The sequence below is a fragment of the Acinetobacter sp. WU_MDCI_Abxd143 genome, from assembly GCF_025514195.1.
Lineage (GTDB): Bacteria > Pseudomonadota > Gammaproteobacteria > Pseudomonadales > Moraxellaceae > Acinetobacter > Acinetobacter pittii_H.
On sequence record NZ_JAHPTH010000001.1, the window covers coordinates 979,752 to 997,291 of the forward strand.

Here is a 17,540-nt window from a genome sequence, read left to right on the forward strand (position 1 = left end):
CATCAGACTAAGTCTTTTTGATTAATCGTTATTGCTTTAATCCAGAGCAATAACAAAATATTTAGATGTCACTTTTGTGGGGATGAAAAAAAAGGCTTCAAGGGGAAAATGAAAAAAAACTTATCTTTTTTGGTCATTTTTTAACAAGTTGTGAAGAGTTTTTATTAAATTTAAAGCACAAAATAAAAGAGGCTATTTTCATAGCCTCTTTTATAAAGATAAATATTAATGTTAAACAAAGAGTTGTTGGTTATTTAACAATTCATCTAATGTTGTATTTACCTGATTTAAAGTTATCAATGAAACACTACTAAACATTGTACCTTCACCATCTCGGTCAAGACTAATAGTCGTGTTTCCAGCATCTTGCTCTACAGTAATAAATTTCGCTAATGTGCTCACGTCTTTAGTATAGTCAATTAATAGTTCACTTAAATCGATTTTGTCTGCTTGAGTATCAGTTCTTACATCACCTAAAGTAAAATCTAACACCGTATCATGTCCATTCCCACCAGTCGCATCTTGGCTATTTAGCAATTGGAACAGTATGGAATCAATACCTTCATTAGTCATATAGGTATCGTTACCTTCACGCCCATTCAAAACGTTATTACCAGAGTTACCTGTTAAAAGATTATCTAAAGCATTGCCTGTTGCATTTAGATGAGCAGAACCAACCAACTCCAAGTCTTCAACATAACGACCACTTTCTAGATCTGTCGACCAATCAGAATATCCAACCAGACTATAACTCACAGAGCTAATTATTTTATCGTGTCCACCAAAATCAACATCTCGATAGCCTGATTCAACAAGTTGGTTCTCCCAATAACCGCTTTCTACCAAAACATCTTGATAGTGGCTAGTATCTACCCAAACATCTTCATAATGACTTGTATCAACATAAACGTCTTCATAATGACTAGTATCAACCCAGCCTTCTTCTGAACGTATATAGGTCAATTCATAACCTTCTTGCCATTGTCCATTCGCAAAATCATAATATTGTTGTTCATATCGACTATAATCGCTATCTGCCATGCCATTATCAATATAAGTTATACCATTCTGATTTTGATAAACATTTTGTACAGTTGAATAACCACTTGTGACCAATTGGGAATCATAATAACCATCAACAAACCATATCTGTTCGTAATGACCTTCAGTAACCCATTCTGGATATGTATAGCTATCATCAATCCAGACGTCTTTATATATTGCATACGGCTCAACGATATATTCTTGAACAAAATCAATTATATGATCAACTATATAAGTATTATCAGCAGAATCACCTTTAAACTGATCAACAGTGATTGTAGTTAAATCACTAATTGCTTTATTGATAGTTTCACTACGATTTCCAGCACGATCAATAACAGTAAGATCAAATGATGTTGCATTCTCATACATATAAACAGAGAAAGTTCCATCAACCATAACCGTCGTACTTATTACGGAAGTTACAGAAGATTCTTGATCAGCAAAATGATATATAACTTCAAGGATAGCTCTACTTTCTGCATGTCCCGTGAGCTCTCCCAATCCATTTATGGCAAGTTGTGTGGCTACATTCGGTACTGTTGTATCATTCGTAGCAACAATCGTTGAGCCCACACTTATATTTTGATTGGCATCAACTACTTTTACTGTCAATGTTTCACCATGCCAATATTGTGACCATAATTGCACCCAGAAAGTACCACTACTTCCCACAGTAGTCTGACCAACTAAATTATTATTAGCATCGAAAATATTAACAGTTGAATATGCTTCAGCCTCCCCAGAAAGTATATTTCCTTCTTCCAATACAAGTTTTGTTGCTGCATTTGGCGCAACGATGTCTATCGGTGCCTTAATTTCTGTATAAACGCTTTGATACCCATTATGTTCCACAACAACACGTAAAGTTTGTCCATTCACCTGAGGTGAGTATAACTGGATATTAAAATGCCCTGTTTCATCTACAGAACCACCACCAATATAATTACTATACACATCAAAAATATGCATCTCACTATTTGGTGTAGCAGTTCCCTCAATGAAGAAACCATTTTCAGATAAAACAACATGATCTGCTGATGGAGGTGCATTAGTATCTGCATTAAAAGTAAAATTAAATGGCGTACTTATATTTTTAGCTAAATCCGTTGCCGTGATAAATAATTGCTCTCCACGTAATACAGGTGGATACATACCAACATTGAAATATCCAGCTTCCTCCATTTGAAATTCTGCTCGTAAATCTCCATCCGCATCTATTACTTTAATAATTACTTTTGAATCAGCATGTCCAGTTATCTCATGACCGTCGTTACTAATCGCTACCTCATTAATCACTGGAGCAATATTGTCTAATGGCGCAATAATTTCAGAGATTAGGCTATATTGATTCGTATTCTGGTCATAAACTCGAACTTGTAATGTCTGTCCTTGTACATAATAGTCATTTAACTGAATAGCAAAACTACCATCTTCATTCACAGCATTATTCCGCCCTCCGTTAATTGTCTGACCATCAGTAGATGTAACAACAACCGACATTCCTACTGTTGCCTTTCCTGTCAGAATATGACCATCTACATCCAGTTTTAGCTCTGTTGCAGTAATTGGTGAATTCGAAAATACAGGTACTAACTGATGAGCAACTTCGCTTCGGTTACCAGCAATATCTTTAACAACAATACTCAAATTTTGTGTCTGGTATTGACTCAGATTAATCCATTGATTAAATGTGCCATCGTACCAAACATAAGTTGTTGTAATAACTGCACCATATTGATCAATAATTTCAATCGTTGCATTTGGCTCAGCCTCACCAAAAAGCAATCCGTCGGAGGTTAATGTAATATTTGAAGCAGCTGGTGGTGCAACATCATCAATTAAAGCATTTTGTTTAACCTCAACACTTCGGTTACTTGCTTGATCAATTACAACAAAAGTAAGCTCTTCTCCATGTAAATAGACTTGATTAAAATAACCTGACACATTACCAGCACCATCTACATAACCAAAACCTACAACCTCACCCGCAGCATTTTTGACTTCAATCCGAGTATTTGCTTCTGCTTGCGCTGTAAAGTTTTGACCGTTTGAGTCGAGCACAATATTTTCAATCGGATTTGGTGCGATATCATCAATCAAAGCATTCTGTTTGAGCTCTGTACTGCGGTTACCCGCTCGATCAACTACAACAAAAGTGAGATCTTCGCCATGTAAATAGACCTGATATAAGTAACCAGAAACATTACCCATGCTATCGGTTGAACCAGATCCTACAACCTCACCAACAGCATTTTTAACTTCGATTCGACTATCTGCTTCCGCTTGCGCTGTAAAGTTTTGACCATTTTCATTTAAGACGATGTTTTCAATCGGATTTGGTGCAATATCATCAGTTAAAGCATTTTGCTTAAATTCAATACTTTGATTACCTGCTTTATCTATAACAGTAAAAGTGAGTTCCTCACCTTTTAAATAAACCTGATTGAAAGAGCCTGTCACATTACCAGTGCTATCGACATAACCATAACCAACAAACTCACCCGCAGCATTTTTGACACTAATAAAACTATTTGCTTCTGCTTGTGCCGTAAAATTTTGCCCATTTTCATTAAAGATAATATTTTCAATCGGATTTGGTGCAATGGTATCCATCAAAGCATTTAACTTAAGTTCAACACTGCGGTTACCTACTCGATCTATGACAACGAAAGTTAATTCTTCTCCATGTAAATAGACTTGATAGAAGTAACCTGTCACATTACCTTCGTTATCTGCAGAACCAAGCCCTATTAACACACCCTCATCATTTCTGACTTCTATATTACTATGTGCTTCTGCCTGCGCTATAAAGTTTTGACCGTTCGGATCAAGTACAATATTTTTAATCGGATTTGGCGCAATATCATCAAGTAGAGCCTTTACCGAAACAGCTTCACTCACATTTCCAGCTCGGTCTTTAACAATGACTGTAAATTCTTCACCATGTAAATTGTAGTTACCTAGAGAAATGTTGAATGTACCATCAGCGTTTACACTCTGATTCCAGGTATTCACTTGCTGACCATTTTGATCAAAAATCTGAATGGAAGTATTTGGCTCAGCTACACCAGAAAGGGATGAACCATCTTCACTGAACGTGAGATTACTCGCAGCCGCGGGAGCAGTATCATCAAGTGGCGCTTTTACAGTAACCGCGCTACTCAAATTACCAGCCCGATCTACTACAACCACCTTAAATTCTTCGCCATGCAAGTAATTAGTATCTAATGAGACGCTAAATGTTCCATCCCAATTAACATTATTATTCCAAAGATTTAATAATTGACCATTCTGATCAAATATTTGAATCGTAGCATTTGGCTCAGCCATACCAGTTAGATATGAACCATCTTCGCTAAATACTAAATTAGTCGCATTTTCTGGTGCCGTATTATCGAGAAAGGCTGTTTGTTTTACTTCAACGCTGCGATTACCGGCTTGATCAATCACAACAAAAGTGAGTTCCTCACCTTTTAAATAAACTTGATTCAAGTAACCCGAGACGTTACCAGCACTATCTACATAACCAGTACCTACAACCTCACCCACAGCATTTTTAACTTCAACTTTGCTATTTGCTTCTGCTTGCGCTGTAAAGTTTTGACCATTTTCATTAAAGATAATGTTTTCAATCGCGTTCGGAGCAATATCATCAATCAAGGCATTCTGCTTGACCTCTGTACTGCGGTTCCCCGCTTTGTCAACTACAACAAAAGTGAGTTCTTCTCCATGTAAATAGACTTGATATAAGTAACCTGAAACATTCCCCATGCTATCGGTTGAACCAGATCCTATGACTTCACCAGCAGCATTTTTGACTTCAATTTGAGTGTTTGCTTCTGCCTGAGCTGTAAAGTTCTGTCCGTTCGCATCAAGTACAATATTTTCAATTGGATTTGGTGCAATATCATCAGTTAAAGCGTTTTGCTTGATCTCTGCACTACGGTTACCCGCTCGGTCAACGACGACAAAAGTGAGTTCTTCTCCATGTAAATAGACTTGATATAAATAACCTGACACATTACCAGCGCCATCTACATAACCTGAACCTACGACCTCACCCGCAGCATTTTTGACTTCAATTTGAGTGTTTGCTTCTGCTTGCGCCGTAAAGTTCTGTCCGTTTGAGTCGAATACAATATTTTCAATCGGATTTGGCGCAATATCATCAATCAAGGCATTCTGCTTAACTTCTATACTACGGTTACCCGCTCGGTCAACGACAACAAAAGTAAGCTCTTCGCCATGTAAATATACTTGATAAAAAGATCCTGAAACATTGCCCATGCTATCGGTTGAACCATACCCGATGACGTCACCATTGGTATTTTTAATTTCAATTTGGCTATTTTCTTCTGCCTGAGCGGTAAAGTTCTGACCATTGATATCTAATACAATATTTTCAATCGGATTTGGCGCGGCATCGTCATTCAAAGCACTCTGCTTGACCTCTGCACTGCGGTTACCCGCTCGATCTATCACGACAAAAGTAAGTTCCTCACCGTGTAAGTAAACTTGCGGGAAATAACCAAATACATTACCTAAGCTATCTGTATAACTAGTAGTAATCTTATTTCCATCCTGATCTAATACATCAATAGAGCTTCCCGCTTCTGCCTGGGCTGTAAAGCTTTGGCCATCTTCATTGAAGATGATATTTTCAATCGGATTTGGTGCAATGGTATCAATTAAAGCATTTTGCTTAAATTCGATACTGCGATTACCAACTCGATCTATAACAACAAAAGTAAGCTCTTCACCATGTAAATAGATTTGATTGAAAAAGCCTGAGACATTACCAGCACTATCTGTAGAGCCCCACCCCGTCTGATTACCTAATGAATCAAAAACTTCGATCTGACTATTTGCTTCTGCTTGTGCTGTAAAGTTTTGACCGTTTGTATCAAGTAAAATATTTTTAATTGGATCCGGTGCAATATCATCAAGTGGAGCATTTATTGAAACAGCTTCACTCACATTTCCGGCTTGGTCTTTAACGGTGACCGTGAATGCCTCTCCATGTAAATTGTTGCTACCTAAGAAAATAGTAAATGTACCGTCCGAGTTTATGGTGTTATTCCATATATTCACGAGTTGACCATTATGATCAAAAACCTGAATCGTAGTATTCAGTTCTGCTACACCCGTAAGATATGAACCATCTTCTGAGAAAACTAAATTACTGGCTGGTGTAGGAGCAACCGTATCAGCGGTAATTACAGTATCGGTGCTTACTTGCCCACGAGCATCCTTAATTGATAAGAAAAACTACTCACCCTCAACAAGAGGACGGTCAAGCTGGAGCTTAAAGTAACTTGATCCATTCCAACCGTTATCTTCACCGACTTTAATTTCAGCTACGACTTCACCTTTGGCATCTTTAACAATGAGAGTACTATTATTTTCAGCTTGCCCACTTATCACTCCGTCAGAAGTAAAGCTATCTACATGGGGGGCAAAAGCATAGTTAGGTGCCTGTATCTGAGCTGCTAAACTTACATTTCCATTTACATCGGTAGCCGTGACATAAACTGTTTCAGCATTGGTTAAAAACATACCTAATTCTATCGAGAAACTTCCACTCTCGTCGGTCCAGTTATTCCAGAACCATTTATTAAGAATGTTTCCTTGCCCATCTTTAACTAAAATTTCAGAGAAAGGTTCTGCATGACCATAAACTAAATCGCCAGCATCATTGAAATTTAAATCTGTTGGTACAGGTGGAGGAGTTAGATCTACAATGATATTCTGCTCAGGACTCATCAACCCTTTATTATCAATAATTTGAACGGAAATTTGCTCTCCATCAATTAAAGGTCGGTTTACACTCAAACTAAAATGACTAAATTCATTCCAACTATTGTCATCACCTACTGTAACTTTTCCTAATTCATTTCCCTCGGCATCACACACGATTACTGTGCTATTATCTTCAGCAACTCCAGAAATTAAGCCTTCTTGTGTAATACGTTCAACATGTGGAATATAAGCAAAGTTTGGAACCTCGATTAGGGTTTCACTCGTATTTTGATTTTTATCTACTACTTGTACAGTAACCGTTTCGCCTTCTTTTAAAAATTGGAACACTTGTAAACTTGCAAAGCCTTGCTCATCGGTAAAACCTGTAGCAATTAAATTACCTTCTCCAGAAAATGCACGAATAAAGCTGTTAGGTTCATTAACATGTACTGATAAAGTTTCACCACTAATATCAAATTGTGGAGTTTCTAAAAATACTGCTGGAGTATAGTCCGCGGTAATATATTGTGGATGGCCTGAAATATTATCTTTATCTGTAGAAATAATAATTTGAGTGCCTTCCTCCAAAGGTTGGTCGAGAGACAAAGTAAATGGTCTGACTTCACCTAATGCCATTACACTAAAAGGCGTAATACCTGAACCCTCAAATGCAATGGAGTTAAACTCTTGCAGAATATTTCCATTCTGATCTTTTACAATAAAATGACTACCTTCAGTCGCATAACCAGTGATCACACCTTCTGGACTAATTCTTGTAATATGAATAGCAGGAACTTCAGTAACTAGACCAATTGACGAATATTCACTGCTGTAGCCATTATAAGTAGCGACAGCATAAACTTCTTGATTAGTACTAATAGAAAGGTCTTGTAAAGTAAATTTACCTTCGTCATTAGTTATGGTACTTGCAAGCCAATCACCATTTTTATTGTAGATATCAACTTTACTTCCTTTATATGCACTACCTGAAATGATAGCTCCATCTATATTGTTGAAAGTTAGCGAATCTAGAGTTGGCGAATTCGGTATATGATCTACATTATAATTTTGGGTCTGTTTAATAATGGCTGTATTGCCAGCTTGATCAGTAAGACTAATATCAATTGATATATTGGTTTGCGATTCTTCTGACCACAAAAACTCTGCTGGAATTTCACTAATCCATTCTTGGGTGACTTCATCAAAATGAAAGTTATAAACAACATCGTTTAAAGTCGTATTTACTGATGTCAGTGAGCTATTTAAATCTGTTGGTAGATTATCTACGTCCAGTCTTATAGAAATAACTTGATCTTTTTCAGCTAGGCTTATTGTATTGTCTTCAGTAATCGACTTTACAGTTACTGTATTTGATTCAATATTTAAAGAATTATCTACAATTACCTTTTCCACACCAGTTTCTGATGTGTTGCCTGCGAGGTCTGTCACTACAGCTTTATAGAGGTAAATTCCATCAGCTAAATCTTTTTGATCAGCTGTTGTCTCCTGCCAAGTTTTTCCTTCATCGGTAGAGACTTCATAGTGGTCTAATAAAGCAGCTTGCTCTCCGATTACAATCGGTTGAGCTAGCTTCAAAGTAAAATTATTATCTTGCGTAATTTGATCGGTTGCTGAAAAACCCGTATCGCTCAAATCAGATAAAGTTAATTCACCTGCTTGCGGCGCTGTTGTATCGACAACGACTTTTTGTATAGCGGTTTCTGATGTATTGCCTGCAACGTCTGTAACTATAGCTTTATATTGGTAAACACCATCGGTTAAATCTTTTTGAGCTACTGTGGTTTCCTGCCATGTCTTTCCTTCATTTTTCGATATCCAGTAAGTAATTTGGCTATTTACTTCTTGTCCACTAACCTTTAAATCAAAAGCTTTATCTTGCGTAATTTGATCGGTTGCTGAAACACCTGTATCAGTCAAATCGGATAAAATTAGTTCACCTGCTTGCGGCGCTGTTGTATCCACGACGACTTTTTGTATAGCAGTTTCTGAGGTATTCCCTGCAACGTCTGTTAGTACAGCTTTAAATTGGTAAACACCATCAGCCAAATCTTTTTGAGCTACTGTTGTTTCCTGCCAAGTCTTACCATCATCTTTCGATATCCAGTAAATGATTTGGCTATTTATTTCTTGTCCGCTAATCTTTAAATCAAAAGTTTTATCTTGCGTAATTTGATCAGTTGCTGAAATGCCCGTATCAGCCAAAGCAGCTAAAGTCAGTTCACCTGCTTGCGGCGCTGTTGTATCCACAACGACTTTTTGTATAGCGGTTTCTGATGTATTGCCTGCAACGTCGGTTACTACAGCTTTAAATTGATAAATACCATCAACCAAATCTTTTTGAGTAACAGTTGTTTCCTGCCAAGTTTTACCATCATTGATAGAAACTAAATACGTTACTTGGCTGCCACTTTCCTGTCCTTCAAGCTTTAAATTGAAGTTTTTATCTTGTGTAATTTGATCAGTTGCCGAAACACCTGTATCACTTAAATCAGATAAAGTCAGTTCACCTACTTGTTGCGGCGCTGTTGTATCCACAACGACTTTTTGTATAGCAGTTTCCGATGCATTTCCCGCACGGTCCGTTACTACGGCTTTATAGAAATATACGCCATCAGTTAAATCTTTTTGAGCGGCCGTTGTTTCCTGCCAAGTCTTACCATCATTGATAGAAACTAAATACGTTACTCGGCTTCCACTTTCTTGTCCTACAAGCTTTAAATTAAAGTTTTTATCTTGAGTAATCTGGTCTGCAGTTGATCCCCCAGAATCTAAAAAATTATTGAGATTCAAAGTACCTGGCTCAGGAGGTGTCGTATCTTTAGAATCTTTCCGAGACAATAAAGCAATTGTTCCTGCTCCTGCTAAAGCGCTGACTACCCACGACCAGAGGGGTACAGAAGATGAACTATCAATAAGCTTTGGCGTATCTTTTAATTCTAAATAATTAATAGTGGTCTGTCCGCTAGCATCTTCTCCCAGATTAGCAGCCCAATAACTCTGCCCTTCATTTAAAAGAATTTGCGGGTTTTCGCTAATAAAATAGTTTTCTAAAACAATTTCAGTTCCATCTTTTAGATGAACAATTGCACTGTTTCCTTCTCTCGTTATTGAAGAAATTTTTTCTGGATTTATATCGATTTTTGCGACTTCTTTAGGATTTACTACAATATTTTTTGTCTGGCCTACATTAATATCAACTGTATTATTTTTTGAAGCATTATTTGCCATTAATGATACTTGTACCATTCTTCCACCATGAAATTTCAAATAGTTATTAAGTTTTTCTAAAATATTAAGTCAAATAGATACTCATTTTAATCAAATATTATTAACTATCATAAAATACTAAACCCTTATTGTAGCTACTTAAAATCGTGGCTTTTTATATAGTTAAAAAATTTTTATGTATCCATTAATATTATTTTTAAAATGATAAAACATTTAGAATGTTTTCCTATTCCCCATATATAGAATTTAAAGCTTAGGCATTGTAATGGATAAAATTTTATCAATCTACTCTTAAGTTAAATGTCTTATATAATTTTTATAAATTAAATTAATTGAAAAATCTTTAAGTCGTAATTAAACCAATAATGATTAATTTTTCCTTCATTTGAAATGACATTAAAACTATTTGGAACATGATAATGCAAACGGCTAGAAGTCGCTGTTCCTGCATGAATATCATAAATAGGATGATCTATCTTTAACTGATAAATTTGCGTTAAATCATATACAGCAGTTTTATGTAAATGCCCATGTAACATTCCAAATAGTCCCGTTGTACTCCATTTTTCAAGTGCCATTTTTCCTAATACAGGACAATCTTTAATACCATGCGCATCATCAGGTGGAGTATAAAAAGGCTGATGAAAAACAACTAATTTGATTTTATTCGGTGGCCCTTGCTGTAATCTCTCATAAGTCATCTGAATTTGCTCAATCGAAATATGCCCACGAGTATGATAACGACGGCGAATACTATTCACCCCAACAATATAAAAATGTTCAGTTTCTAAAGTTGGTTCAAGCTGGCCAAAAAAATATTGGTAGCGAGTAAATGGAGAAAAAAAACGGTTCCAGACATGGTACAACGGAATATCGTGATTACCAGGAACAACAAGGTAAGGAATATTAAGGCTATCTAAAAACTGACGGCATTTATAAAACTGTTGATATCGGGCACGTTGAGTAATATCACCACTCACCACAATGACTTCAGGTTTATATTGAGTGCAAAAAAGTCGGATTGCATCTAAACATGCCTCAATTTCTGTTCCAAAATGCAGATCAGACAGATGTAATAACATTTGGCACCATAATATTTAAAGCATTTTTTTCTACAGTGAAATTTAAAGGGGGTTTCATCTCTATTATTTCACCATCTAAAGCAACTGTGAGTTTAGATTTTTTTGCACATTCAACCACAACGTGATCTGCACAAAAACTATAAACATCTTGCGCCTCTTCTACTTTGCCTTGAATCCATTGCCACAACATGTTTAATAAACTAAGCCTATCACTTTTTGTAATGATCACTCCAGCGACCCGACCTTGTGCCGCACACTCGGCAATTCTTAATTTCATATCACACAACTGCAACTGATTATTACCAAAGAAAATTAGAGGTGTTTTGACTGGATATTTCTTCCCATCAACTGTGACGGAAAGTTTCATGGATTTATTTTCTCTTAATAAAACATCCAGAGCTGAGGTATAGGCATGTAAAGGTAAGCGTCCTAAATATTTATTATAAAGCTCACGTTTCTTTATAAATAATGGATAAAGTCCTAGACTCGCATTATTTAAATAAACATGGTCATTAATTGTCGCAATATGTACAGAGCGTGGTGTACCTGTAGCGATGACTTCAGCAGCTTCTAACAAATCTAAAGGTATATCTAAAACTTTAGCGACATAATTAAAAGTTCCCAAAGGTAAAATTCCCATAGGAATATTAGTATGTCTAAGCTTTGACGCTACTGCATTTAAGGTTCCATCCCCACCCGCTGCAACGACAACACCTGAATTTGTATTTTGACTATGCCGATGAATCACTTGACTCATTAAATCATCAAAAGAAACATCTTCCGCTAATTCAAAAACTTGTATTTCAAAACCAAATTCGGTGAATACAGTCATTAACTGTTCATACATATCTTCATGTTTTGATGCATGAAAACCCGACTTTTGGTTATAAATGATAGAGAGAGGTTTTAAAGTCCGCATTTTTATTATCTTAGAGGGATTCGTCCTGAATATTGTATATAAAAACGCCTAACAAAAGTCTCTTTATGTAAATTTTGAATGAAGATCATTTGTTTAATCAATAATAATTCTCAAGAAAAAAATAAGGATCAAGATATTGATTTTTAAAGAAATAAATAATATAAATAACACACATACAACATAAAAATATTGAGAATAAGATATTGTAAAAAACTACAAGCTAATGATTTAAATAAGAAAAATACAAAAAAGTAAAATATCTATTTCTTAGTCTTTAGTCTTATTTTTTTTATCATTTTGTGCTTTAATACAGCCACTTTTTTATTTGATCTTTCATTGTACCTCTCAATGAATGACTTGTACGTTGTACATATTTTGAATAGGCCTCACCATGACCACAGTGAACGCACCAGAATTCGTTCGTCATCCTAAGCTTATCGCATGGGTTGAAGAAATTGCAAACTTAACCAAACCAGCAAAAATCGAATGGTGTGACGGAAGCGAAGAAGAGTATCAACGTCTAATCGACTTGATGATCGCTAACGGCACCATGCAGAAATTAAACCAAGAAAAACATCCTGGTTCTTATCTTGCAAATTCTGACCCATCTGACGTTGCACGTGTTGAAGACCGTACTTACATCTGCTCTCAAAATAAAGAAGATGCTGGTGCGACAAACAACTGGGAAAACCCAGCTGTTATGCGTGAAAAATTAAATGGTTTATTTGAAGGCTCAATGGAAGGCCGTACCATGTACGTTGTTCCTTTCTCAATGGGTCCTTTAGGTAGCCATATTGCTCATATCGGTATTGAGTTAACTGACTCTCCTTACGTTGCTGTTAGCATGCGTAAAATGGCACGTATGGGTAAAGCAGTTTATGACGTATTAGGTACAGACGGCGAGTTTGTTCCTTGTGTACATACAGTAGGTGCTCCACTTGCTGAAGGTCAAAAAGACGTTGCTTGGCCATGTAACCCTGAAAAATATATCGTTCATTACCCAGAAACTCGTGAAATCTGGTCTTTCGGTTCTGGTTACGGCGGTAACGCATTACTTGGCAAAAAATGTTTAGCTCTTCGTATCGCTTCTGTCATGGGACGCGAACAAGGTTGGTTAGCTGAACACATGCTTATTCTTGGTGTAACTAACCCTCAAGGTGAAAAACACTACATCGCTGCAGCATTCCCGTCTGCATGTGGTAAAACAAACTTTGCAATGTTAATTCCACCAGCAGGTTATGAAGGTTGGAAAATCGAAACTGTAGGTGACGATATTGCTTGGATCAAACCAGGTGAAGATGGTCGTTTATATGCGATTAACCCTGAAGCTGGTTTCTTCGGTGTAGCTCCTGGTACAAACACCAAGACTAACCCGAACTGTATGGCAACTCTTCATAAAGATGTTATCTATACAAACGTAGCGGTAACTGAAGATGGTCAAGTATGGTGGGAAGGTCTTTCTAAAGAAGTTCCAACAAACTTAACTAACTGGAAAGGTCAGCCTCACGTAAATGGTGAAAAAGCAGCGCATCCAAATGCTCGCTTCACTGTTGCAGCTGGTCAATGCCCTTCTATCGATGCTGACTGGGAAAATCCAGCAGGCGTTCCAATTTCTGCATTTATCTTCGGCGGTCGCCGTGCAGATACGGTTCCTTTAGTTTCTGAAGCTTTCGATTGGGTTGACGGTGTATATAAAGCGGCAACTATGGGTTCTGAAACTACTGCTGCTGCTGTTGGTCAACAAGGTGTCGTTCGTCGTGACCCATTCGCGATGCTTCCATTTGCTGGCTATAACATGGCTGACTACTTTGATCACTGGTTAAGCCTTGGTCAACAAGTAAGTACAAAAGCTGAAGCAGCTGGTAATAAATTACCAAAAATCTTCAATGTAAACTGGTTCCGTCGTGATGCTGAAGGCAACTTCGTATGGCCTGGTTTCGGTCAAAACATGCGTGTTCTTGAGTGGATCATTGATCGTTGTGAAGGACGTGCAAATGCTGTTGAAACACCAATTGGTCTTGTTCCAACATATGACGACTTAAACTGGGAAGGTACAGAATTCTCTAAAGAAGAATTTGACCTAATCACAGCTCAAGATAAAGATCAGTGGATTACTGAAATTGAAAGCCACACTGATTTATTTAATAAATTAGGTGATCGCTTACCTAAAGCATTAAAAGAACGTCAAGCAGCTTTACTTGAAGCTGTAAAAACTGGCTTCTAATTGCTATATATAAAAAAGGTCGCTATGTGCGACCTTTTTTATTATGCGGCATCATCTTTTTGACGACGCTCAGATAAATAAGCTTCTAATACTTTTACTTGTTTTTCATTAAATGCTAGACCGAGTTTGGTTCTACGCCATAATATATCCTCAGCAGTAGTCACCCATTCATATTCACATAAATAGTTGACTTCGCATTCAAATAAATCATGTCCAAAATTTTGGCCCAATTGCTCTATTGCATTTTTCTCTCGGAGCATATTCCAGACTCTTGTGCCGTATGCATGCGCCCAACGGTTAGCAAGTGATTCAGACACTCCACTTACCCGTGACTGAATCTGATACGTTAAATCATCTAGTGTTGTCCAGCTTTCAGCGCCAGGTAATGGGTCATCTGCAGTCCACTCCTCTGCCATATTACTAAAAAACGGGGATAGATCTTCTAAAGCAGCTTCGGCTAATTTTCGATAAGTTGTGATCTTGCCACCAAACACAGATAACAATGGCGGCTTTCTCTCTTCTGCTTGTAGCGCCAAAGTATAGTCACGTGTGATCGCTGAAGGATTATCAGACTCATCATCACATAAAGCACGTACACCCGAGTACTGGCTTACAATATCAGCTCGAGTTAACTGCTTTTTAAAATGTGAATTGGTTACTGTTAAGAGGTAATCAATTTCTACCTCTGTGATCTCTACCTTTTGTGGATCACCTGTATATTCCTGATCGGTCGTACCAATCAGTGTATATTTTTCTAAATACGGAATTGCAAACACGATACGCCGATCTTCGTTTTGCATAATGAAGGCTTTATGACAGTCATATAATTTTGGCACAACAATATGACTTCCTTGGATCAGCCGAATTCGATAGGGCGATTTTAGCTTCAGATTTTCACTAATAATTTCTTCAACCCAAGGGCCTGATGCATTCACTAAAGCTCTTGCACGTACCTGATAAAACTCTGCTCCACTTTGTAACTCTAGATGCCACAGCTCTTGTTCCCGATAAGCCTTAACACATCGTGTTCGTGTCACGACTTTGGCACCTTTCTCTTTGGCTTGTAATGCATTTAACACTACAAGACGTGCATCATCTACAGTACAGTCAGAATATTCAAAGCCACGTGTGATAGCTGGTTTTAAAGGGCTATCTTCTTTGAAGTAAATAAGATTTGAACCTAATAATTTTTCTCGTTTTCCCAAGTGATCATAAAAAAACAGCCCAGCACGAATCAACCATGCAGGGCGTAAATGTGGTCGATGAGGCATAATAAAACGCATGGGTTTAATAATATGTGGAGCTTTAGCCAACAAGACTTCACGCTCTGCTAAAGCTTCTCTAACCAACCGAAATTCTTTATGTTCTAAATAGCGCAAACCGCCGTGAATTAATTTACTGCTCGCAGATGAGGTATGACTAGCCAAATCATCTTTTTCACATAAAAATACCGATAAGCCCCGACCTGCCGCATCATTAGCAATACCGACGCCATTAATACCGCCACCAATCACGGCAATGTCATATATTTTTGAATAATCATTAGGCTTTACTGTCATTTCTCATTTTCTTTTTATTGTTGATCTTATAAAAATTAAAACACCAAATGGAAGAAACAACAATCAAAAAAGTAGAATAATCAATTTTAAATAACCAAGTATTTAATCGTTAATTGATTACTCTACTATTGAATTCAACCAGCTAAAGAACAGATCAATCCTCAGCCCAACTTTGACTACGCTTCACTGCCTTGAGCCATCCTTTATAAATCAGCTCGGATTGCTCAGAAGACATTTTCGGTTCGAATACCTTTTCTATGGCAGATTTATTTCTTAACTCATGTAGATCTTGCCAGAAACCCGTCGCAAGTCCAGCAAGGAAAGCCGCCCCCAAAGCTGTAGTTTCTTTCATTATGGGACGTTCTACTGGTGTCGCTAAAATATCGGCCTGAAATTGCATCAAGAAATTATTTTCGGTTACTCCACCATCAACTCGAAGTGTGCGAAGCTCTTCTTCTGCATCTTGCTGCATAGCATCTAAAACATCCCGAGTTTGAAAAGCAATCGACTCGAGAGTTGCACGAATAATATGTTCAATACTGGCACCACGTGTCAGACCAAAAATTGCTCCACGCGCAGTTGGGTCCCAATACGGTGCACCTAATCCCGTAAACGCAGGAACGACATATACACCATTGCTGTCTTTTACACGTGTTGCATAAAGCTCAGAGTCTTTAGCGTTCTTAATGACCTTTAATTCATCGCGTAACCACTGTACGCAAGAACCACCATTGAATACGGCGCCCTCTAAAGCATAGTTCACCTCACCACTGGCACCACATGCAATAGTAGTCAGTAATCCATGCTCTGAACGGACAATCTTCTTACCCGTGTTCATTAATAAAAAACAGCCTGTACCGTAGGTATTTTTTGCTTGGCCCGACTCAACACACATTTGACCAAACAGTGCGGCCTGTTGATCACCTGCAATTCCTGCGATTGGAATACCTACTTCTTGCCCACTAATAGTATGTGTATATCCATAAACCTCAGATGAGCTACGAACTTCGGGTAGCATTGCTCTAGGAATATCTAAAGCTTGTAAAATTTTTTCATCCCATTCAAGCTTTTCAATATCAAAAAGCATGGTTCGTGAAGCATTAGTAAAGTCAGTAACATGGACCGCACCATTGGTGAGTTTCCAAATTAACCAAGTGTCCACTGTACCGAACAACAACTCTCCTCGCTCAGCGCGTTCACGACTTCCTTCAACATGGTCTAAAATCCATTTAATTTTTGTGGCTGAAAAATATGGATCAATTACCAATCCCGTTGTTTTACGGATGTATTCTTGCCATCCTGCTTTATGCAATTGATTGCATATTTCAGTCGTCTGTCGGCTTTGCCAAACAATCGCATTGTAAATAGGCTTGCCTGTTTTTTTATTCCAGACAATTGTGGTTTCCCTTTGATTTGTAATACCAATTGCTGCAACTTGTTCACTCTTGATCCCTGCTTGAGCTAGAGCTTCTACCCAAACAGCACTTTGTGTTGCCCAAATTTCCATAGGATCATGCTCGACCCAGCCTGGCTGCGGATAAATCTGAGTAAATTCTCTTTGAGCAATACTTACAACGTTAGCATCATGATCTAAAACAATTGCTCTTGAGCTTGTGGTTCCCTGGTCGAAAGCCACAATATATTTTTTCGGGCAACTTGACATCTGAATGTCCCTTTCATTATTCACACACATCTAGTCCACAATGCCAAGACATCATGTC

Annotated in this window: 5 protein-coding genes and 1 pseudogene; 1 reads left to right on the forward strand and 5 read right to left on the reverse strand. The window is 37.5% G+C overall.

The window, feature by feature from the left end; translation table 11 throughout:
- Positions 1 to 231: 231 nt before the first annotated feature.
- From blp1 to KTI79_RS04610, 3 genes and pseudogenes are all read right to left on the reverse strand, one after another.
- Positions 232 to 10,053: pseudogene (blp1, locus tag KTI79_RS04600) on the reverse strand (biofilm-associated Ig-like repeat protein Blp1).
- A gap of 305 nt (positions 10,054 to 10,358) precedes the next feature.
- Positions 10,359 to 11,117 carry a metallophosphoesterase family protein gene (locus KTI79_RS04605; protein WP_032052847.1) on the reverse strand — a complete coding sequence of 253 codons (759 nt, stop codon included), beginning with the start codon at positions 11,115 to 11,117 and terminating at the stop codon, positions 10,359 to 10,361.
- Entirely contained in the window at positions 11,098 to 12,036 is a 939-nt protein-coding gene (locus tag KTI79_RS04610) for a diacylglycerol/lipid kinase family protein (RefSeq protein ID WP_032052846.1), read from the reverse strand. The genes KTI79_RS04605 and KTI79_RS04610 overlap by 20 nt, the downstream gene beginning before the upstream one ends.
- A gap of 391 nt (positions 12,037 to 12,427) precedes the next feature.
- Between KTI79_RS04610 and KTI79_RS04615 the strand changes: the two genes are divergently transcribed.
- On the forward strand, positions 12,428 to 14,260 hold the full coding sequence (locus KTI79_RS04615; protein ID WP_032052843.1) for a phosphoenolpyruvate carboxykinase (GTP): 1,833 nt from the start codon (positions 12,428 to 12,430) through the stop codon (positions 14,258 to 14,260).
- Between the two features lie 41 nt (positions 14,261 to 14,301).
- On the opposite strand, the gene glpD is transcribed toward KTI79_RS04615, so the two are convergent.
- On the reverse strand, positions 14,302 to 15,819 hold the full coding sequence (glpD, locus tag KTI79_RS04620; RefSeq protein ID WP_032052841.1) for a glycerol-3-phosphate dehydrogenase: 1,518 nt from the start codon (positions 15,817 to 15,819) through the stop codon (positions 14,302 to 14,304).
- Positions 15,820 to 15,973: 154 nt separating this feature from the next.
- Positions 15,974 to 17,482 carry a glycerol kinase GlpK gene (gene glpK / locus KTI79_RS04625; protein ID WP_032052838.1) on the reverse strand — a complete coding sequence of 503 codons (1,509 nt, stop codon included), beginning with the start codon at positions 17,480 to 17,482 and terminating at the stop codon, positions 15,974 to 15,976.
- Positions 17,483 to 17,540: the final 58 nt, after the last annotated feature.

What these genes read in the sequence shown, in the direction of transcription:
- KTI79_RS04605 (WP_032052847.1), bottom strand. Translation starts at nt 11,117, where the DNA reads ATGTTATTACATCTGTCTGATCTGCATTTTGGAACAGAAATTGAGGCA.
- KTI79_RS04610 (WP_032052846.1), bottom strand. Translation starts at nt 12,036, where the DNA reads ATGCGGACTTTAAAACCTCTCTCTATCATTTATAACCAAAAGTCGGGT.
- KTI79_RS04615 (WP_032052843.1), top strand. Translation starts at nt 12,428, where the DNA reads ATGACCACAGTGAACGCACCAGAATTCGTTCGTCATCCTAAGCTTATC.
- glpD (WP_032052841.1), bottom strand. Translation starts at nt 15,819, where the DNA reads ATGACAGTAAAGCCTAATGATTATTCAAAAATATATGACATTGCCGTG.
- glpK (WP_032052838.1), bottom strand. Translation starts at nt 17,482, where the DNA reads ATGTCAAGTTGCCCGAAAAAATATATTGTGGCTTTCGACCAGGGAACC.